The 20804-nt window shown below is 40.0% G+C and carries 15 protein-coding genes; 10 read left to right on the top strand and 5 right to left on the bottom strand.

Annotated features, from left to right (window positions below; all coding sequences use genetic code 11):
- The first annotated feature begins 143 nt into the window (after window positions 1-143).
- Window positions 144-734 (top strand): type IV toxin-antitoxin system AbiEi family antitoxin domain-containing protein, encoded by a 591-nt coding sequence (locus K9E37_RS05925; RefSeq protein WP_012914017.1) that lies wholly within the window; start codon window positions 144-146, stop codon window positions 732-734.
- Window positions 731-1588 (top strand): nucleotidyl transferase AbiEii/AbiGii toxin family protein, encoded by an 858-nt coding sequence (locus tag K9E37_RS05930; protein ID WP_102155281.1) that lies wholly within the window; start codon window positions 731-733, stop codon window positions 1586-1588. The genes K9E37_RS05925 and K9E37_RS05930 overlap by 4 nt, the downstream gene beginning before the upstream one ends.
- A gap of 201 nt (window positions 1589-1789) precedes the next feature.
- Here K9E37_RS05930 and K9E37_RS05935 read toward each other — a convergent pair whose 3' ends face one another.
- Both K9E37_RS05935 and K9E37_RS05940 read right to left on the bottom strand, forming a co-directional pair.
- A complete protein-coding gene (locus tag K9E37_RS05935) occupies window positions 1790-3721 on the bottom strand; it encodes a hypothetical protein (protein WP_174182802.1) in 1932 nt (643 codons plus the stop codon).
- Between the two features lie 674 nt (window positions 3722-4395).
- Window positions 4396-5736, bottom strand: coding sequence for a Na+/H+ antiporter family protein (locus tag K9E37_RS05940; RefSeq protein ID WP_174182803.1), 1341 nt, complete (start codon window positions 5734-5736; stop codon window positions 4396-4398).
- Between the two features lie 533 nt (window positions 5737-6269).
- Between K9E37_RS05940 and K9E37_RS05945 the strand changes: the two genes are divergently transcribed.
- On the top strand, window positions 6270-7046 hold the full coding sequence (locus tag K9E37_RS05945; protein ID WP_004110838.1) for an ATP-binding cassette domain-containing protein: 777 nt from the start codon (window positions 6270-6272) through the stop codon (window positions 7044-7046).
- A complete protein-coding gene (locus K9E37_RS05950) occupies window positions 7036-9114 on the top strand; it encodes a YhgE/Pip domain-containing protein (RefSeq protein ID WP_248893243.1) in 2079 nt (692 codons plus the stop codon). Before K9E37_RS05945 ends, K9E37_RS05950 begins: the two co-directional genes overlap by 11 nt.
- A gap of 108 nt (window positions 9115-9222) precedes the next feature.
- Here the strand turns inward: K9E37_RS05950 and K9E37_RS05955 are convergent, their stop codons facing one another.
- Window positions 9223-10347 carry a 4-hydroxybutyrate dehydrogenase gene (locus K9E37_RS05955; protein ID WP_116431793.1) on the bottom strand — a complete coding sequence of 375 codons (1125 nt, stop codon included), beginning with the start codon at window positions 10345-10347 and terminating at the stop codon, window positions 9223-9225.
- 186 nt (window positions 10348-10533) lie between these two features.
- Window positions 10534-11874, bottom strand: coding sequence for a H2O-forming NADH oxidase (nox, locus tag K9E37_RS05960; RefSeq protein ID WP_248893245.1), 1341 nt, complete (start codon window positions 11872-11874; stop codon window positions 10534-10536).
- A 332-nt stretch (window positions 11875-12206) separates the two neighbouring features.
- Between nox and K9E37_RS05965 the strand changes: the two genes are divergently transcribed.
- Entirely contained in the window at window positions 12207-12815 is a 609-nt protein-coding gene (locus K9E37_RS05965) for a pyroglutamyl-peptidase I (RefSeq protein WP_116773780.1), read from the top strand.
- Window positions 12816-12886: 71 nt separating this feature from the next.
- Here K9E37_RS05965 and K9E37_RS05970 read toward each other — a convergent pair whose 3' ends face one another.
- Complete coding sequence (locus K9E37_RS05970; protein WP_248893247.1) at window positions 12887-13330, bottom strand: toxin-antitoxin system HicB family antitoxin; 444 nt, start codon at window positions 13328-13330, stop codon at window positions 12887-12889.
- Window positions 13331-14035: 705 nt separating this feature from the next.
- On the opposite strand from K9E37_RS05970, the gene K9E37_RS05975 reads away from it, so the two are divergent.
- From K9E37_RS05975 to K9E37_RS05995, 5 genes are all read left to right on the top strand, one after another.
- Complete coding sequence (locus tag K9E37_RS05975; RefSeq protein WP_012914025.1) at window positions 14036-14902, top strand: DUF2971 domain-containing protein; 867 nt, start codon at window positions 14036-14038, stop codon at window positions 14900-14902.
- A gap of 227 nt (window positions 14903-15129) precedes the next feature.
- On the top strand, window positions 15130-15867 hold the full coding sequence (locus K9E37_RS05980; protein ID WP_338085953.1) for a hypothetical protein: 738 nt from the start codon (window positions 15130-15132) through the stop codon (window positions 15865-15867).
- Window positions 15857-18457: an HAD-IC family P-type ATPase gene (locus K9E37_RS05985; RefSeq protein ID WP_248893251.1), complete on the top strand. Its 2601-nt coding sequence runs from the start codon at window positions 15857-15859 to the stop codon at window positions 18455-18457. Before K9E37_RS05980 ends, K9E37_RS05985 begins: the two co-directional genes overlap by 11 nt.
- An 85-nt stretch (window positions 18458-18542) precedes the next feature.
- The gene (locus K9E37_RS05990; protein ID WP_248893252.1) at window positions 18543-20063 is read left to right on the top strand and encodes an L-serine ammonia-lyase; all 1521 of its coding nucleotides are present in this window, start codon (window positions 18543-18545) and stop codon (window positions 20061-20063) included.
- 280 nt (window positions 20064-20343) lie between these two features.
- On the top strand, window positions 20344-20751 hold the full coding sequence (locus K9E37_RS05995; protein WP_004107148.1) for an FKBP-type peptidyl-prolyl cis-trans isomerase: 408 nt from the start codon (window positions 20344-20346) through the stop codon (window positions 20749-20751).
- Window positions 20752-20804: the final 53 nt, after the last annotated feature.

A 20804-nucleotide genomic window follows, 5' to 3' on the forward strand; every position in this document is an offset into this window, starting at 1 on the left:
GAATTTGCAGTGATTGGCTACTTTGTGATTTGGTTAAATGTGGTTTGGCTATTTGCACTTTACGATTTGCTTGCGCATTCGATACGTTTATGCTGATATAATATATTAAATCAGCGTAAACGTGTCATTAAGTAGGTGGGCAAATGTTAAAAGATCAATTGCGCAATTACATAGAGAAAAAGCAAGTTTTAAGCATTGATAGTGTCATCAAAGAACTTGGAATTAGCCCGTCTAGTGTTTATCGATTTATTAAAGATGAGAGCTTAGAGCGTGTATCAAAAGGCGTTTATGTTAACAGCAGTTTGTGGAATGATGAAATGAATTTATTGTCAAAGCGCACATCTGTTGCTGTTTTTTCACATGAGTCCGCACTTCTTTTACATAATTTGACTGATAGAGAGCCTTCTTCTTTAACAGTGACTGTTCCGTCAACTTATAATGCAAGTAGTCTAATTAAGACTGGTGTTAGAGTGTTTTATATAAGACCAGATTTTTTAGGAATTGGTAAGACGAATCTTATGTCGCTTGAAGGTAATCTTGTGCCTTCTTATGATTTAGAGCGCACAATTTGCGATATTTTGCGTTCTCGTTCTCAAATAGATGCACAGGTGGTATTTGGTGCGTTAAAAGCTTATGTTAAAAGAAAGGATAAGCGACTTGATATACTAAGCGATTACGCTAAAAAATTTAGGATTTCAAAGTTGATTTCACAATATTTGGGGGTGTTGTTATGAGAATGAAGGATGCTAATCAGCTTAAAGCAAAAATAAAGAATGTTGCACTCCAAAAGGGTGTAGATCCTCGCGTGCTAATGCGCGTATATATGATGGAGCGTTTTTTAGATCGTGTTTCCCGCTCGCGGTATAAAGACAATTTTGTTCTAAAAGGTGGAATGCTGATTTCTTATCTTGTTGGCGTAAATCTTCGTACAACAATGGATATTGATACAACTATGCAAAATATTTCTCTTAGTGAAGATGATGTGCGTATTTTTATATCAGATGTAATATCTATCAATATCGATGATGGTGTTAAATTTACGCTACAAACGCTTGATTCTATTATGCAAGAATCTGACTATCCAGGGGTTCGAGCTAGCCTAATTGCAGATTTTGATGGTACAAAAACTCCTGTCAAAATCGATATTTCAACTGGGCATGCTATTACTCCATCTGCTATGGAAGCAGAATTGCCTTTAATGTTCTCAAAATCTATCTCTTTATTGACTTATCCAATTGCAACGATTTTAGCAGAAAAGTTGCAAACAATTCTTGTGAGGGAAGAATTTAACACGAGAATGCGAGATTTTTATGATTTGCATGCTCTTAGAGTGTCTCAAGGAGATAATGTCTTTAAGAAAGAAGAGATTGCTAAAGCTTTTTACGCTACTTCTCAAACGAGAGACACCCTTTATTTACTGAGTAACGTGAATGAAATTTTCGATAGGATTAAAGATAGTGAAGTGATGAGAATAAAGTGGAAGGATTACCAAAGGAAAGCACCTTGGGCTAAAAGTCTTTCTTGGGAAGAAATAATGCAAGATATGAATTTCTTTTTGATGTTATTTCATAATGAGGTTGTAGCTTAAGTTATTTTATTATTTGAATGGCTTTTCTAAATCGTCGGGAATCTTGTCTTAGTGGTCAATCGTTATAAATTTGCAGCGATTGGCTACTTTGCGATTGGCTACTTTGCGATTGGTTGATTGGTATTTAAAAATAAACGCCAGGGAGTTTATTCAACTCGACTGGCGTTTATTAGTCATTTGTGTTATTCGCTAGTTGCGTTTTTACTTGCTGTGTTTGCCAATGCGCGTGCGTTTAAGCGAAAATGCGCCGAAGGCTGACAGCAAGAATGCTAATCCAGTACCTGCAATGGTTGAGGTTGCAGAACCGGTGCGTGCGAGCGGTTCGTGTGTTTGTGGAGCTGGTACTTCTTCCGTTGTCTCTTCTTGTTCTGGCTCTGGTTCTGTCACTGGCGTTGGCACTGGTTCCGGTTCCGAAATTATAGGCACTGGGATAGGCTCAGGCTTAGGCTCTGGAGTTGTAACAGGAGTTGGTTCTGGTTCCGGTTTTGGTGTTGATGGAACAACAGGTGGTTTTGGTGGTTCCGGTTTTGGCGGTTCCGGCTTTGGTCTCGTTACTGTCAAATACGTCACAGATATTCCCATAGTTTTCGTGTATGTATTCGGTACATGACAAGTCTCTACTCTATAAACAGGAATTGTGCGACTTGTTTCGCCTTCCTTCCAGTCTGTGATGGTAGGAGTGCCGATAACAGTTTTAGTTTCAAAATTGAACGTTAAGCCGCTTAAACCATCACCGCCAATCATTACTTCATGATAGTTTCCTGCCAGATCGCTATAAGTTGTTGAACCAATTGTAGTTTTGGTAACCGCGTTAAAAATTTCTTGATATTCTTTGTATTTGAAGAACCACGGGGTTTCTGTAATGTCCTTTACAACTTTAGGTTCCGTTTCGCCAGCCTTTAGTATTTTGAGCGTGATATTGGTATATTTCCTTGCAACAACGTTATGGTTGTTCTCAGCATTACTAAATGGGATAGTACACGGTTCTGCGATTAGCACGTTGTTATTGGGATCATATTTGAGATAGTTGCTATATGCCGCTGCTCGATACATATCGGTACTAGTCACTTGCCAGCGTATATATTGTCCACTCTTATCAGTGGCTAGTCCTTCAGCCAATTTATTAGTGCTATCAGTAAATTGTGGCGGCTGCGGTTTCGTAGGGTCTAGAACTGGAGTTGCTTGTGGATTACTCACTGGCCATTCAAACATGCTTAAGCTCATAGTTTCCGAGCCATCATCGCCCCTACGAATTGTTGCCATATAGATGGTAAGTGTACGAGTTGTTTCGCCTTCTTTCCAGTCTGTAATGGTAGGTGTACCAGTGATGCCTTGTTTTCCAAAGTCGTATTTCAGGCCAGTTAGCCCCTTGCCACCGATTCTTTGTTCAATGTTGGATCTCTTAAAATTATGCGAACCAATTGTCGTTTGATTAATTTCGTTCCAGATATTCGCATACTGCTGGTTCTTAAAAAACCACGGCGTTTCTTTAATACCGTCTACGGCCGTAGGTTCCGTTTCGCCAGCTTTCAAGGTCTTGAGGGTGATATTGTTGTATTTCCTTGCAACAACACCTTGCTTCTCATTCTTAAACGGCTCCGTGCTTGCAGTTGTAGTCAACACTTTTTTATCAGGATCATAATTGAGATAATCACTGTACGCAGTCATTTGTTCTGAGTTAGAGTTGGTGGAATTATTTATTGCTCGCCAGCGAACATATTCACCACTTGCATCGGTTGCGAGTGCTGCCGACAGCTCGTTCCTGTCAAACGCAAATGGCTTTGGCTCAGGCTTATGATTCTCCGAGCCTGCAGTCTTAAATGTTGGAACAATCTCTTCTTGGAGTTGCTTCCCGTTCTTGTCATACATACGAAGTCCTGTGACGCGGATGGTAGCGTTAGGATGTTCGCGAGCTGCGCTCGTGCGCCATTTGAACGTGTAGCTATAATCTTCAGAGCGCGTTATAGCACTGCCATACGCAAGTTCGTATTTGTCGCCGTTCTTATATTCGACGCGTATATACTCATAAGAATCTCGGCAAGGACCGTATTTCTTTGATTCAGCTAACGTAATCTCTTTATCGCCGCGCATGAACTTTGGCTTGATGGTAACCGCTACACCTGGTTCTGCCACTGTCATTTGTGGATATGAAACAGTTTCTTCCTGAGAGTCTGCTTTTTCTGTTGTAGCTTCTGTTTCCGTAGTCTTAGCAGTTGTAGTAGTTGTAGTAGATGGAGTTATACCGCGGTATTCTGCAATGCTGGCTTTATTTTCGCGAGATTTATTATCTTCTGTTTTATCGTTTCTAGTTTTATTTTCGTTAGCTTTATTATTGCTGGCTTTGGTGCTATTTTCTAAATCATTTTGATTAGTGAGATTGGCAGGGGGGGGGTAGTTGTTTTTATGTTATTTGTATCAGTACTAGCAGCGTAAGCTGTTTGGCTCATGCATACTGCGCAAGCTGCTGTGGCAATACCCATCATGGTTGAAGTCAGAATTATTTTCGCTGCCTTATTCATAAAACACCCAACTCTCTAATCAACTACCTAATCAGCTATCTAACTAGATACCTAAATAAATTTATTTTATTTTATTTCGAAATATACAATAAATATATTGTAAATTCGAAATTTGCATGTTACATTATAATGTTTTTGATAAAAAATAAAAGTGTTTATCGATAATTTTATCAATAAACACTTTTGCGTTTCGAAATACTTAATCTCTATTAAATATTCAACTAAATATTTAGCTAAATATTTAGCTAAATAATATGAGATATTTAGTATCTAATCTTAAGAAATCTGCTAAATAAACTGCGATATTACAATGCCTGCAACCATAAGCGGAATGTTGAAAATAAGGAATGTTGGAACGCAAGTATCCCAAATGTGACTGTGCTGTCCGTCCGCATTTAAGCCGGCAGTAGGCCCGAGCGTGGTGTCGGAAGCAGGGGAGCCTGCGTCTCCAAGAGCTGCAGCGGAAGACATAAGAAGAATCGTTGCAGGAGTGCTAAAACCAATGCTCTGGCAAAGAGGTACGAACAAAACAGCAAGAATAGGAACCGTGCCAAACGAAGTGCCAATGCCCATAGTCACAAGCAAACCAATAAGCGTAATAACAAATGCGGCAACAAGTTTGTTCTGTCCCATAGAAGCTACGCCAAAGTTTACAAGCTCCTCAACTCCTCCTGTCGCTTGGATCACGTTAGCATATCCGCCCGCAATGAGCATCACAAATGCAATAAGACCCATGAGTTTTACGCCGCCAGTAAGCTGATTGTCAATGTCATTCCACTTTATTGCTCCAAAAATAATCATGGTTGCAAGACCTGCAATAGACGAAAGCGAAAGATCTTTACTGATAACTTGCACTACTACAACAACAATAATTGCGAGAATGGTTACGTAGTGGCGTTTCTTAAGAGGTCCGACAACGGCGTCGGCTGCGCGAGTGTCAGTTTCTGTAGTTTTGTATTCGCGAGGTTTTCTGTAAAGCACAAATACAGCAAAAAGTAGTGATGCAAACATTGCAAGACCTAAATACCAGTTCACAGCACTAACGTCTGCAACACTAACCTTCATGCCATTTTTAGAAAGATTCGTAGCAATAACAGTTTGGAAAATAAGACCAAAGCCAAATGGAATAGCAATATACGGAACTTCAAGACCGAAAGCAGTGCAGCATGCTGCAGCTCGGCGGTCAAGCTTCATCTTATTCATAACTCTCAAAATAGGCGGAATAAGAATAGGAATATAAGCAATATGAACCGGCACAATATTTTGAGACATGCACGCAATTAGAGTTAGTACTGCAAGTAGAGCGTACTTTTTCATGCCAATAATTTTGCTAATTTTTTTAGAAATAATTTGAGCTAAGCCTGTTGCAGTAATTGCTTCCGCAAAAGTTCCAAGCAAAATGTAGGCGAGCGCAGTTTGTGAGTTGGTGGAGAAACCGTCGCAAAGCAAAGCCATAATTGTGTGATTTCCGTCACCAAAAAGAGGAAGATGACCGGCAATGCCACCTGCAATGCAAGCTACTATCATTGATAGCAAAACATTAAGTTTTGCAAGACTAAGTGCGCATAGCACTACAACCGACACAATAACCGGATTAAATATAATATTTAAAATTTGCAAACTTAGCATGCCGTTCACCCCTTTAAATGCTTGAATTTAATATATTGTTTGAAGCAATACGTTTTATTTCGTATTGCTTACGTCTGTATTTTTTGCATACGTATTCTTACATATGTATTTCTTACATTTAGTAATTAAAGACAATATAGCATGGAAGTGTTTACAACTTGTTTCTTGAGTGAATATAAAATATAAACAATTAAATAAAAAAATTAGTGTAACTCAACAATTGTTTGCACAAAAGAGTATTCTAAATGATTAGTGGTGAAGAATTGATAAATCACCAAATGTTCGGTTTTACACCGTTTTATTGCAGTATTGCAACGTGAGTTTACCGCTGAAAAGTGGCGATAAAGCAATGCGAAAATTAAAAATTGTTTTGCTAATTGTGAAGATCTAAAAATAAGCAGTAAACAATAAACAACAAACTGAAAAACTAAAAAACTGAAAATAAGTTATTTAGAGTATTTAGAGTAAGGAGGAATGCCTGGCGCTCTAAGTAAAAAGGATATTACGACATATCTTAATTACAAGCGTCAAACATGCAAATTATGAAAGATAGTAAAACACTTTTAGAAGCTAAAGAATTAGGCTTACAAATATTTAGAAGAACACCATTTTGGGACGTATCGTTAAAAGTAGAGCCTCATCAAATCGTTGCAATATCAGGTGAACACGGCTCTGGAAAATCAGCTTTGCTGCTTGCACTGTCTGGTTATATGAAATTTACGAACGGAACTCTTACTATTGCGGACTCAACTCTTCCTAACGATTTTAAAAAATCACGTAAATATGTGGGATTGGGATTATTCAACGGAATTAACGAATTCTACAAAATGCAAACAATAGAAGAAGCTTTGATGAGTGAGCTAAAACTCGCATCATCTTCGCCACTATTTCGCGAACAGTATAAAAATGATGTAAAAAATCGCGAAGCATTGCGCCAATACGCGTACAATCTTCTTGCTCAATGGAAAGTATTTTCTCCTCACAAAACAGCAATAGGAGAGTTGACTCCGTGCGAGCGCATGCGTTTGGCAATTGCGTTGGCATTATTAAAGCAACCGTGGCTGCTATTTGTTGATGGAATTGAGACGGAGCTTACTAGTGAGCAACGCGAATGCTTACTTTCCGATATTCGCGAATATGTTAGCAAAAACTACTGCTCCTGCCTTGTTGGAGTTTTGCAAAGTGAGTTAGAAAAGCAAGCGGATCAAGTCTTAAGACTTATGCCAAATAATGAGAAAACAGAAAATTCTCATACTGATTCTCAACTTGCTACAAGTGAAGCAAACGGTGGTGAAAACAATGCACGTTAGTACTATTGCTCTTGCATTTCGTGAGATTAACAATACGATGAAAGGAAAAGCTCGAAAGCTTGTTATTGGAACCGTAGCTTTGATTCCACTTTTATACGGATCGCTTTACTTATGGGCATTTACAAATCCTTATAAGACTTTGGATACTGTGCCTGTGGCTGTTGTTGTTGAAGACAATGGCGCTATGATTAACGGCAAAATGCGAAACATTGGAAACGAAATCAAAACTCGTTTAAAGAATCAAAAAGACGGTAGTGAAGGTTTCCAATGGAATTTTGTAAATAGTGCTGAAGCAAATAAGGGCCTTAAAAATGGCAACTATTTTATGGTAGCAACTATTCCAGCTTCCTTCAGTAAGTGCATTGCTTCCGCGCAATACGATACTCCAACTAAAGCAAAACTTCACGTAAAGTACGATCAAGCAAGCAATATGCTGGCTTCACAAATTGGTAAAACTGCTTTCCGCACTATGCGTACTGAGATTAGCGAGGCGATTGCTCAAGAGTATTGGGAGCACATGTTTGCGAAAGTTAATTCAGCTTCCGATTCTCTTGGTGCTGCTGCAAACGGTGCTGGAGCATTGCATGAAGGTTCAAAGTCTTTGCAAGGCGGAATAAATAAGCTTGCAGATGGGTCGAATAAACTTTCGCAATCTTTGCAAAAACTTCAAGGCGGATTAGGGGAGCTTCAAAAAGGCGCGAATACGCTAACTGAAGCCAATGCTCGCAGCAAAGAAGGAGCTCAATATCTTGCACAAAAAACGCAAGATTTAGCAAACGGAGCCCAACAGTTAAGCGAAGGAACGCAAAGGCTATCGGCAGCGACAAGCGAATTCTATGAAGGAGCTCAAAAGCTTGCAGCTTCAAGCAACGAATTAGAAGAACATGTTAAAGCTGGAAACGCTGAAACAAAAGCACAAATTACTGGTCTTCTTATGCAAGCGCAAAACCCAGCAGTAACAAAGGAAGACGTGCTTGCTAATTTGCAAAGATTGGCAGAAGGATTAGGTGAAAATTCTAATCTTCTAGAAACAAATCTTTCTGCTTTAAGCGCTGGAGCAGACAAGCTTTCTGCAGGAAGCTTGCAAATAAAGGGCGGTGCTGACGCTCTTATGCAAGGCATGGAGAAAGTTAATGTTGGTTCGAATAAGTTAGTTGCTGGCACAAACAAGCTTGCTGACGGTTTGGCTCAAGTAAGTAACGGTAGTGAGAAGCTAAATAGTGGCGTGAATGAAGCTGCACAAGGTTCTGCGAAAATAGTGAACGGTTCTAATCAGCTTAATTCCGGTGTTAAGAAACTATCTGATAACACTCCAAAGCTTGTTGATGGTGCTAAGAAATTGCATGACGGGCTTAAAGATGCTCAAAAGTCTGGAAAAGTAAACGGTATTGTTCAAAAAAGTAAGATGATGAGCGCACCAGTTTCCTTGGAGGAGCACGAGTATTCGCACGTTGAAAACTATGGAACTGGTTTTGCTCCTTACTTTATTTCCATCGCCCTTTGGGTTGGTGCTCTTATGGCAACATTCGTTTTGAGAGTTATGGATAGGCGAGCGATACTAAACGGCATGAATCCGCTTAAAAGCGCGCTTATTAGCTTGACGCCGTTTGTGATTATGGGCGTTTCGCAAGCGATTATTCTTATGGGCGTTGTTCAAGGAGCGTTGAAGTTCCAAATCGATAATGTTGTTGCATTCTACGCGCTGGGGATTCTAGCGTCAATAGTCTTTATGGCTATAATGCAAATGATTATGGTGGTGTTCCGCATGCCAGGGCGAATAGTTGCGATTGTGCTACTTATGTTGCAAATCACAAGCTCTGCAGGAACGTTCCCAGTACAAATGACGCCGGCATTCTTTAGAGCTGTTCACCCATATTTGCCAATGACGTACTCGATTATGGGGTTGCGTCAAGCAATGTCTGGAAAGAACAGTGGTGAAATAGTTTCAGGCATTGGAATGCTTGTGCTTTTCGGCGTTATTGCGATTGCCATAACAAGCATTGCCTTCCGCATGAAGCGTACTGTAAAAATGTTTGATTTGCATCCTGTAATAACGCTTGATGCATAAGCGTTCATGCAGGCGCGATAATTAAAATCCCCGCAGCTCTTGTTGGTTGCGGGGATTTTTTAGTGAATTTTGTTTAATTTAGTTACTTTATAAATACGTTATCCGACTTTAGAAAGTAGACGCGTAGACTTCGGCAATGGCGGCTTCGTCCATATGCATGTAGGAGTTCTTCAAAAGTCGCTGCTGCTCTTTGACAACGCTTGCAGCCCAACTTTGAATCATATCCTCGGTCATGCCATACTCGTGAAGCTTGTGCTTAGGAAGAATCGTGTTAAGAACTTCGTCAAGCTTATTTAATACGTCTGTTTTCTGGCATTCAAGAATATTTGCCATAAAGTCAAAAAGCTTAGAAAGCTCAGTGTTTTCTGCGTTATTCTCGTCGTGCTTAGCATAGTATCGCAAAACGCTTGTAAGAAGAGCTGCATTCGTTTCGCCGTGAGCCACGTGGAAAGTTCCACCAAGCGGATAAGCCATCGCGTGAACGCAACCGCAGCCAGCGTTACCAAACGCAATGCCAGCGTAAAGACTTGCCGAAACCAAGTCGCTTACAACTTTGCTTTTTGCGCTGCTGCCTTCTTTAACAACTCGCATATAACTTTGCAAAATAAGTCCGCAAGCCTTGTAACTAAACATTTTTGTAAGCTCGGTTGCAATAGGAGAAAGTGCGGACTCAATCGAATGCGTAAGAGCGTCAATAGAGCTGGTTGCAAAAACGTAATCAGGCAGGCTCTTTAACAATTCTGGAATAAGAACAGCGTCCGTAGCATAGCAAGCATCGTTCGCCAAACCCTTCTTGGTATTGCGCTTAGTAAGCGAGAACACCGCAACGTTCGTAACTTCGGAGCCAGTGCCGCAAGTAGTTGGAACAAGAATAAGATCCGCGCCTTTTTGTGCAGGAATCTTGCCGTCAACCAAGTCTTCAAGCGGGCTTGTTTGCTTCAATGCACAAACCTTCGAAATATCCAAAACAGTGCCGCCGCCAATGCCAATCACGCGCTTTGGAGTTGTGTGAATGTCACTAACGATTGCATCAACCATTGCGTCGCTCGGCTCACCCTTGCCGTATTTCTCTTGGAAAATCACGTCGCAATCAAGATTCAAATCGCCAAAATAAGGCTCCCAAATGTACTGGTTTGTAATAACCAAATCGCCCTTGCTGAGCTTGAATTCTTGCGCGAAGTCGCGTGCGTTCTCGAACTTATGAATAGTTGGTTTAATAGAAAGCTGCTTCATCCTAGACTCCTTTGTTTTAATCTGCATGTCTTATGCTAATAGTGCGCGTTTTGGTTCGCGATTTGTGCGCGGATGATTAAAAAACCAAGCAACTGCTCCATTATAGAACAGATTGCTTGGTTTAATAAATGCGATTTAAGCTAATCAGAAAAAGTGATTCAGCCTAAGCTAATCAGCAAAGTTTAATCATCCCTTCAACAAAGCCGTGTAAGCAGCCATCGTAATGTAGTTGTATGGCTGGTTGAAGTGAGGCATGAAGAAGATGTCGCACAAAGCAAGCTCCTTAATCGTGACTTTCTTTTGAATAGCTAGCGAGAACAGGTGAATTGCGGCAGACATATCGTAGTTAGAAGCCAATTGGCAACCAACAATAACCTTCGTATCCTTCTTGTAAACGATGCGAATCTTCACCTTTGGATTCTCAACTTCCATAAACGCAGGCTTTTGAGTATCCTCAAAATCAACGTAGTTAACGTCCATGCCCTCTTTTTGAGCGGCAGTCAAACTCAAGCCGGTGCAAACAAGCTTGTAGTCGTAGATCATCATTGCGCTAGAGCCTTGCACGCCCTCGGTTTCTACAGGAGTTCCGCAAATGTTGTGACCTGCAATCAAGCCGCTTCGAACTGCGTTAGTAGCGAGCGCAATGTAGTTTACGCGGTCTCGAGCGTTGTCGTAGATTGTAGCGCAGTCGCCGATTGCGTACACGTCTGGATCGGAAGTTTGCTGCTTCTTGTCAACTAGGAAAGCGCCATTTTCGTATTGCTTCAAATGATCTTTTCCAAGAGCAACATTTGGGTGGAATCCAATAGCGCAAATCACCATGTCGGCATCGTAAGTGCCCTTGCTTGTTTTAACAGCCTTAACTTCAGTATCTCCAACAATCTCTTCAACAGCTTGACCAAGCTCAAAGTGAATGCCCTTATCTTCCATAATTCTCTTCAAATTATCGGAAAACTCTGGGTCAAAGTAGCCGTTAAGAATATGGTCTTCCATGTCAATGAGAGTCACGTTCTTGCCAAGGCGCTTAAAAGCTTCCGCAAGCTCCACGCCAATGTAGCCGCCGCCAAGAACCACAACGTTATTAAAATCGCGCTCTTGAAGTTTAGCAATAACAGTTTGCGCGTTTTGGAAAAGCTTTACCATTTGCACGTTTTCCAAATCAATGCCCTTAATGCGTGGCTTGTTTGGAAGGCTGCCAGTAGCTAGAACGAGTTTATCGTAAGAATCGTGAATAACCGATCCGTCTTTAAGCTCGACTGTTACTTCTTTCTTTGCATAATCAATGTCTAGAACTTTGCTTTCCAGATTTACCTTAGCGCCCTTTTTAACGAAATCTTCTGGCTTCTGGTAGAACAGGCCATCGCTGCTTTTAATCTGCTTGCCAATCCACAAAGCCATACCGCAGCCAAGGAAGGAAATGTTGCTATTCTGATCGTAGATTGTAAGATCGTTTCCTGGGTAGCTCAAAATGGTGTTAGCGCAGGCAGTGCCAGCATGATTTGCGCCAATCTGAATGATCTTCGTCATCGGTAATCTCTTTTCGTCGTTGAATTCTGTTGAAATTATTGTATGTGCTTCAACTGCTTTGTTTAATTCACGCTGCGGCGCGAATGCACATCCAATGCACAATACTATTACACGAATGCGAGTCTTACCAATTTTGATTTTGTGCGTGTTGTGAGGGAGTTGTGTGGTTATTTCACAATCTGACTATCACTAATCTTTTTGCGAACATGAATTACGTAGTTGAATCCTGAAGTTTGTATACAGTTTATATACAGTGACATTCACATATGTACAGTTTTTTGTGATGCGTTTTAATGTTTTATAAAGTGATATTCGTATGAAGGGGTATTGTGATGCGTATTTTGATTACTGGTTTTACGCCGTTTAATAATGAGTCTATAAATCCGTCGTGGGAGATTGCGCAATCAGTGCATGCGCCTGAGGGTGTGGAACTTGTTCGTTTGCAGATTCCTACGGAATTTAGCAAGGGCGCGCAAAAAGTTATTGAGAAAATAGAGGAAGTTCACCCTAATGCTGTGCTTTCATTAGGGCAATTTGGTGGTTCTGCTTGTTTTAACGTTGAGTATGTTGGCATTAACTGTAGAGCTGCGCGTATACCGGATAATAGTGGGTATAAGCCTTGGTATGAGCCTGTTGTGCAGGATGGTGATGTGGCTTATAAAGCGACTTTGCCAGTTGTGAACATAGTTGATGCTTTAAATAAAGCAAAATTGCCGGCGTCTGTGTCTTTTTCTGCTGGCGCGTACGTGTGTAATGACGTGCTTTACAGTGTTTGTCATTATTGCCAGACTAAAAAATTGCCGATTAAGAGTGGTTTTATTCACGTTCCATATTTGCCTGAGCAGATTCTTGATAAGCCTACTACGAGTTCTATGAGTTTAGTTGATATGCTTCGAGGTATTGAAGTTGCGCTGCAAGTAATTGCGGATGATTGCAAGTGATTGCAGATTAATCGCCAGCAAATCTTTAATTTGTAAGTAATTGCTAATAATTAGTATGCAGTATTTATTCTCTACGCTCGCTCAAGAACGCGTTCAATAGCGTTATTTTGCGAAAGAAGATACACGCAATACTGGTTCATGCTTATGCCTTCTGCTTGAGATTGCTCAGCCAATTGCCTGTGTAATTCTTTAGGGAGACGCAGTTTGAATTGACCAGAATAGTCATTCAGCTCATGGTAAGACGGCTCTTTTATGTTGATTTTGCTTTCAAGAGCTGCTTCAATCCAAGCGTGTTTAGCGTCCTGTGCATTTGCTGCTGCTTCCTGTTCGGAGTCTCCCGAACTTATGCATCCTGGCAAATCAGGGTAGTAGGACACAAATCCGCCTTCATCTGGATCTTTTACAATCTCCAGCTTGTATGGGAGTGACATGTAGTAGCTGAGTCTTTTATTTGTTAGTGTTTTGGACTTATTTTTGTGAGAGATATTTTTGCTAGATTTATTTGTTTTAGTCATATTTGATTTTATATTCTGATAATTTTTTGAAAGTTTTATAAGAGTATAAGTGGTGTTACATGTGGTGTCAATGGTTGAGTTATTTTTGCTATACTTTAATTCTCTATACTCTAATTTTAATTAGTGGAATCTTAGTTTATAAGTCAAAGAGTCTATATATCTGAATTTAAGTGGAAGTCAATTGGTGAATTATATCAATGATTTACAAATATTTATGCTTCAGAGCTCTAGAAGAATTAAAAAATTAATTAACAAAAGTGTAGAAGATTATCATCTTATGCTAGATGAGCTTACAGAGAATAAACTATTTAAACAACATATGAGCAAATGAACAGGTGAAGCAACTAAGACATTTAATTGGGAAGTTTATAAGTTTATTCATCTAAATGCAGTAGTGAATTTTAAAGTATTTGGAACTAAAATCGTGCAACAGAAGAAATTAGTTTTATAAATTTAATTTGTTTATCAACCTATAGAAGAAGAATCTTTTTATTTGATAATACAACATAGATAAAATATAAAATCATAGATTATTTATAATACTATAAAAGTAAAAGAAAAATTCGTTGATATAAGAACAGTGTATTGAGTAATAGTGCGAAAATAAATTAAAATGAGATAATCTAATTCTAAAAGTGTAAGATGTGAATTAGATATGCTTGGCAAGATGAATAAACAAATGAATTTTATTAGAGGATAGTATATATGATAGGTTACTATTATTGTTCTTTAAGCACATTTTTGAATATTATTAAGAATAAATCTATTTATCTTTCAGATCCACTAAAAATGAATGATAATTTAGAAATAAAATGGTATATTGATAAACTAAATGATGAAAGAAACAATTCAAATGACGGATTTAAAGCATCAGGATCGCTTTACCATGGGATGACAAATCGTTCGTGTCTAGATTTTACATGCGAAGAATTAATGCAAATACTAGAATCTAAAGGACAGAACAGCGTATATATTTGCTGTTTTTCTGAAGAATCAGATATGTTAAGTCAGTGGAAAGGATATGCCGATGATGGAAAAGGAGTTTCAATAGGATTTAATTTAGAAAAATTGACAAAATTCGATAATTTATTGTTTAAAAAAGTAATTTATACGGATAGTGTGGTTCATGATGATATAGAAAGTGATGTTGAATGTGTAGCAGACACAATAAATACGGTGATTAGTGAGCAAAATATTACAAAGAGAGAAGAAAAAATAGAGGTGTTTTTACATGAATTAATTCCTGAACTTGTGAAATATAAAAATCCTGCTTTTGCTGAAGAAAAAGAAATACGCCTTATTTATTGTGACGATTTGAAATTTGAAAAGATAGTTAACAATCATGATGCTTTTACTGAAAGATTGTCTTTAAAATCATTAGAACATGATTTTAGAATTATTGGGAATGATAACATTACTGAGTTTGTTAAACTAAACTTTACTCCAGATATTATAGAAAAAATATGTATTGGTCCAAAATGTTTATTGAATAAGAGTGATGTTAGAAATATTACTAAGAAATTATTGGGAATAGAAATTAGCACTATAGAATCAAAATGTAGCTACAGATAACAAAATGGGAGGATTTAGTTTGTAGAGCCTGCGTATGCGTTGAACTGCATCTCTGAATTTGAACTAAAAGTACCAATTTGGGAGGTGTAGTTTCATTATGATTAAATACAGCAAGGAGACTCAGCAAAAGTAGCAGAACTACTTGAAAAGGGGTAGGATAATCGGTCGATAATGTTGAAACTTGCCAAACCACCACTTATGTTGAAGGTGTGGTATATAAAAGTCTTATGTTTTCTAAACGCGCTATTACTATTTTTGCGACTGCTGTCGTAACTGCTTTAGCACTGAGCACGTTGGGTGCTTGCGAGCCGCAGGGTAAAGCTGTTGGGAATACTGGTCGCGTTGGAGACATAATCCACGATGGTGTGGATATTGATGATATTCATCTTCTTGTGATTGGTTCAAAATTAGCTGCGCTTGATGACGAAGTTATGAAGCATTGTAAAACGTCAAAATTGAGTGCTTCTTATGTGCCACTATCAAATGTTATTAATCCCAACGAAGCGGCTCAGCAAGCTATTCGCGCTGCAAGCGAGCAACCTGTTTCATTAATACTTATAGACGCGCTCGACGTAACAGGCGTTGACGATCCGCATAACGCTAATAATCAATCAAATATAAAAGAGAATAACAAGCTTAATAACAGCACTCGCAATAAACAAAACGAAAGCAAAGCATGGATTTCTGCGCTGCAATACGCGCGTTACGCTGGAGTGCCAGTTGCGTTAATAAATCCTGTAAAAGCACCAAAAGACGCAACTTTATACGCAGCTACTTTGTATTTTGATAGCGATGGAAGTGGAATTGGAAAAAATATTCATGAATCTGATTTATCAAAAAATAGCGAATCTTTAAACAATAAAAGCAAGAAATCAAAATTTGAGCGTTCGTCTTTGCTAAGCATTGTTCGAGCAATAATTGACAATACGCCACACGGTAGGGAAGTGATTATAAATGACAAATAACGAACAAAACGCAATGGCATCTACAGAAATTAGCAAAAATAACGCTATTGCGGTGCTTCCTAAAGTAGAAGTTTCTGGTTTGAGCACAGAAGAAGTTGCGCAGGCAGTCTCTCGCGGAGATGTGAATATTACTTCTAAGCAGACTTCTCGCTCTTTAATGGATATTGTGCGCGCGAACGTGTTTACATTGTTTAACGCGATTATTTTCACAGCAATGGTTGTTGTGCTTGCCACTGGTTCGTGGAAGGATGCTGTTTTTGGTGTGGTAATTCTGGTAAATACTGGAATTGGCATTGTGACTGAATTAAAAGCAAAGTGCACTTTGGATAGGCTTTCTATACTTGTGGCGTCTTACGCAATGGTGCGTAGAGGTGGAAAAAATATTGAGATTCCGCACAAAGATATTGTGCTTGGGGATGTTTTGTGGCTCAGAGCTGGCGAGCAGGTTCCAGCGGATGTAGAAGTGTTGGAATCGTGGGGTTTGGAAATGGATGAGTCCATGCTCACGGGCGAGTCTGCTACAGTTCGAAAAGCAAAAGGTGATAACGTTTATTCCGGATCTACTGCAGTTTCTGGAATGGCTTTAACGCGTGTTACTGCCGTAGGAGAGCACAGTTATGCGGCAAAATTGGCGGCGCAAGCGAAAGTTTATACCAAAACAATTTCCGACTTAAGCCGTGGAATTAACACGATTTTGAAGTATATGACGATGGTTGTGGTGCCTTTGTGTGTGCTGCTTGTGTGGTCGCAAATGCACAAGGTTGGCGGATTTGTTGAAGCTTGGCAGACTGGTGCTTGGAGGGGAGCTGTTGTTTCTGCTGTTGCAGGCGTTGTTGGCATGATTCCAGAAGGATTGGTTCTTCTTACTTCGCTTAATTTTGCGGTGGCTGCTATGCGGCTTGCTCGTAAGCAAACGTTAGTTCAGGAGTTGGAATCTGTAGAAACTTTAGCGCGCGTAGACTGCTTGAATCTGGACAAAACTGGCACTATAACCGACGGTGGTATTGCATTCGTTGGCGTGGAAAATCTAGATAATAGTGGTGCCGAAATATCTTTGCAGACCAACTTGCAAACCAATCAAGCTTTATTCGACTTATCAAATGAAGAAAATCCGAACGCAACAGGTGTTGCGATTATGGAAGGGCTTGGCTCTAAAGGAGTTGCAGCTAGCCAGCATGTATCTAACCGTCTTCCATTCTCTTCTGCTAGAAAGTGGAGTGCTGTGCAATATGTACAAAGCAGTGGAGAGCGTGCAACTTGGTATATGGGTGCTCCGGAAGTGTTGCTCAGCGCGATTGATTATGCAAATACTAATGAACTTTTAGCGAAAGTTAATTCTTATGCGGAGCTTGGTGAGCGCGTGCTGCTGCTTGCAAAAGTAAGTAGCGATAGTAGCAGCGTAAGTAGCGTAACAGAAACAGATAAAACTTTTGGCGATTCTCCAACTATTTGCGTAAATGCTCATCCTATTGCTTTAGTTCGCTGCTCTGAGCGTATTCGTGATGATGCTCGCAAAACGCTTAAATGGTTCCGTGAGCAGGGTGTGCGTTGCCGCGTAATTTCGGGAGATAACCCTACAACAGTTGCGGCTGTTGCTGCAAAAGTTGGCTTAACAGGAGATCGCAAGCCTGCTGCAATGGACGCTAGAAAATTGCCAGAAGATATTAACGAATTGGCTAAAGTGCTTGAAAATGTGGATGTGCTTGGGCGCGTGCTTCCTCATCAAAAGAAAGCGATTGTTCAGGCGCTTCACACTCAAGGTCATGTTGTTGCTATGACTGGTGATGGCGTGAACGATACTTTGGCTCTTAAAGAAGCTGATTTGGGCGTTGCTATGGGCAATGCTGCTCCTGCTGCAAAAGCTGTAGCTCAAGTGGTTCTTGTTGATTCACGATTCTCGCATTTGCCGGATGTTGTGGCTCGCGGTAGGCAAGTGATGGCAAATATGGAACGTGTGGCTGGCTTATTCCTTGTAAAAACTGTTTATTCTGCGCTTATTTCTGCAGGAGTTGTGCTTCTAGCGTTGCACTTCCCGTATTTGCCTCGTCACATTACTTATATTGGTTCTTTAACTATTGGTATTCCAGCATTTTTGCTCGCTTTAGCACCTAATACTCGTCGATACATTCCAGGTTTCTTGAAGCGAGTTGTTCATTTTGCTGTTCCTAGCGGATTTGCTATAGCTGCTTCTGTGCTCGCTACTGCTGTTATAGCTCCGCGAGTTTTGGGATTAAATCTTGACGATGTTGTTGCAAATAATTTGATAGCATCTCGTTTTATTGTCTCAAACGTGCAAGCTTTGGCAACTACTCGCAGTATTTGTTCCGTAATCGTATTTGTTCTCGGCATACTCGTGCTTGCAAGCGTTGCCAAGCCGTTGCGCTCGTGGAGAGGAATTATGGTTGCGCTATTTGCTGCAGCTGGAGTTGCTGGAGCTTTTATACCGTTTACTGCAAAATTCTTCGAAATTCACGTGCCGACTGCAGGAAGCGCGTTTACTGTAATGCTTATAGCTGTTGTTTTAGCTGTAATCTTATGGTTTGTGTGCGTGAGTTTAGCAAACTTGTTATCTAAACAAAGTAAGAAGTGAACAATCTAACATATTTCTCATGTAATTAGTGTGTCGACGTGAGCTTAATGATGCTTACAATAGATACGTGTTTAGTATTTTAGAGATGTTTTCAGTAGGCGTTGGTCCTAGTTCATCACATACAGTAGGTCCTATGCGAGCTGCGTGTTCGTTTGTTTCATCGCTTAAAAAAAGTGGTAGTCTTGCAAACGTTGCGCACGTAAGTGTGACTCTTTACGGATCACTGTCTTTAACAGGTCTTGGTCATGGCACTGATCGCGCTTGCGTTGCAGGTCTTGAAGGAAATCTTCCAGATAATGTAGACACTGATCATATGCTTACTATTCGTCAGGAATGCAAAAAAACTGGCACTTTAACGCTTGCAGGTGAACATACTATTGCTTTTGATTACGATAAGGACGTAATTTTTGAAAAATGGATGCGAATGGTTGTTCATCCTAATGGAATGCGTTTTGTTGCAATTGATTCTGACGGAAATAAAATCGATGAGCAAGTTTGGTATTCAATTGGCGGCGGATTTATTCGTCAAGGGTGTGCAGATGATGCAATGGTTGGCTTGCATGAGCGTGTTACTGAGCAAGATGAAAATAATGCCAATAAGAATGGTGTAAGCGAGAATAATAGCGAAAGTAATAGCGAAAGTAATAACGGAAATAGTAGTGATAATGCTGCAAGCTCCTCAAATCAAACAAAAGATTCCACTGTACCTTATCCTTTTACTTCATGCGACGAGCTTATAAATATTTGCCGAGAAAAGTATATGTCAATAAGCGATGTTGTGTGGCAAAACGAGCTTGCATTGCATGAAGGTGATGCTGACTACGTGCGCAACTATTTGCTGCATGTTTGGAAAGTTATGAGTAAATGTGTAGAAAACGGATGCAACTCAAAGCAACCGATTTTGCCAGGAGGTCTTGATGTGCCTCGCAGAGCTCCTCACATGTATGAGCGTTTAGCTGCAAATTCAGACATGCTTCGTAACAATCGTCGTCGTTCGGATGCTGCTTTAGAAAGTTCAGACTCTGCGTGGGTTAATCTTTTTGCGCTCGCTGTTAGTGAAGAGAATGCTGGTGGTGGGCGTATTGTTACTGCTCCAACGAATGGTTCTGCAGGAATTATCCCTGCAGTATTGCAGTATTATTGGCGATTTGTTGATTCTGCTGATGAAGATGGAATTGTACGTTTCTTGCTTGCTGCAGGTGCTGTTGGTTACTTATTTAAGCGAAATGCTTCAATTTCTGGAGCTGAAGTTGGTTGTCAAGGAGAGGTTGGTTCTGCTTGTTCGATGGCTGCTGCAGGATTGTGCGAAGTGTTGGGAGGGACCCCGGAACAGGTTGAAAATGCTGCAGAAATCGGTATAGAACACCATTTGGGATTAACTTGCGATCCTGTAGGCGGTTTGGTACAAATTCCTTGTATTGAGCGCAATGCTATGGCTGCAAATACAGCAATTAATGCTGTTCGAATGGCAATGCTTGGAGATGGCTCGCACATGGTAAGCCTTGACAAAGCGATTAAGACTATGAAAGAAACTGGTCATGACATGATGTCTAAATATCGCGAAACCTCAAAAGGTGGGCTAGCTGTAAACGTTGTTGAGTGCTAATTTGCTAATATTTTTGCATTAATTCGTTGATGTTTTGAGATTAATTTTTGCTAAGTTATACACAATGCGTATATTTCATGTACATACGTAACGTTTCAGTGCTAATCTAGGACAGGTTAATCTAGGAAGTGTTAGTCTAAACTGCATTTATTCGAATGTGCATTTACTTAAATGTACTATTTAAAATGCGCTGCTTTAGTAATGCAGGATGGTTAAAAGCTGTCTGTGTAGATGTTATACTGTTCAGATTATACTGTTTGGAGTTTGTAAAGGAGGAAATATGGCACAAGATATGCCAGAAGTGATTGCAGAATTTGGCACTACGCCAACGGTGACGTTCCCTGAATCTGAACCGCCAGCAGGCCTTAAAGTTGTTGAATTAGTTGAAGGTAATGGTCCTGTAGTTCGTGCAGGTGACACTGTAACTGTGAATTATCATGGTGTGGTTTGGGGTAGCGACAAGCCATTTGATTCAAGCTTTGCTCGTCATACTCCAGCTAGTTTTGGTATTGGTGTCGGTCAAGTGATTCAGGGCTGGGATCGTACTGTTCCAGGTCATAATGTTGGATCTCGTTTGTTGATTTCTATTCCTCCAGAGTATGGTTATGGCTCTCGTGGCATACCGCAAGCCGGTATTGGCGGCGGAGACACGTTGGTATTTGTTGTTGATATTATTTCAACTCGTTGATAGAAGAGCGTGAATTTTATTTACGAACGCATAGTTTTTATTTTTAGAGATTG

The sequence above is a fragment of the Gardnerella swidsinskii genome (genome assembly GCF_023277705.1).
In the GTDB taxonomy this organism is placed as follows: domain Bacteria; phylum Actinomycetota; class Actinomycetes; order Actinomycetales; family Bifidobacteriaceae; genus Bifidobacterium; species Bifidobacterium swidsinskii.

Coding starts and splice junctions, on each gene's coding strand:
- K9E37_RS05925 (WP_012914017.1), top strand. CDS start 144: ATGTTAAAAGATCAATTGCGCAATTACATAGAGAAAAAGCAAGTTTTA.
- K9E37_RS05930 (WP_102155281.1), top strand. CDS start 731: ATGAGAATGAAGGATGCTAATCAGCTTAAAGCAAAAATAAAGAATGTT.
- K9E37_RS05940 (WP_174182803.1), bottom strand. CDS start 5,736: ATGCTAAGTTTGCAAATTTTAAATATTATATTTAATCCGGTTATTGTG.
- K9E37_RS05945 (WP_004110838.1), top strand. CDS start 6,270: ATGCAAATTATGAAAGATAGTAAAACACTTTTAGAAGCTAAAGAATTA.
- K9E37_RS05950 (WP_248893243.1), top strand. CDS start 7,036: ATGCACGTTAGTACTATTGCTCTTGCATTTCGTGAGATTAACAATACG.
- K9E37_RS05955 (WP_116431793.1), bottom strand. CDS start 10,347: ATGAAGCAGCTTTCTATTAAACCAACTATTCATAAGTTCGAGAACGCA.
- nox (WP_248893245.1), bottom strand. CDS start 11,874: ATGACGAAGATCATTCAGATTGGCGCAAATCATGCTGGCACTGCCTGC.
- K9E37_RS05965 (WP_116773780.1), top strand. CDS start 12,207: ATGCGTATTTTGATTACTGGTTTTACGCCGTTTAATAATGAGTCTATA.
- K9E37_RS05970 (WP_248893247.1), bottom strand. CDS start 13,330: ATGACTAAAACAAATAAATCTAGCAAAAATATCTCTCACAAAAATAAG.
- K9E37_RS05975 (WP_012914025.1), top strand. CDS start 14,036: ATGATAGGTTACTATTATTGTTCTTTAAGCACATTTTTGAATATTATT.
- K9E37_RS05980 (WP_338085953.1), top strand. CDS start 15,130: ATGTTTTCTAAACGCGCTATTACTATTTTTGCGACTGCTGTCGTAACT.
- K9E37_RS05985 (WP_248893251.1), top strand. CDS start 15,857: ATGACAAATAACGAACAAAACGCAATGGCATCTACAGAAATTAGCAAA.
- K9E37_RS05990 (WP_248893252.1), top strand. CDS start 18,543: ATGTTTTCAGTAGGCGTTGGTCCTAGTTCATCACATACAGTAGGTCCT.
- K9E37_RS05995 (WP_004107148.1), top strand. CDS start 20,344: ATGGCACAAGATATGCCAGAAGTGATTGCAGAATTTGGCACTACGCCA.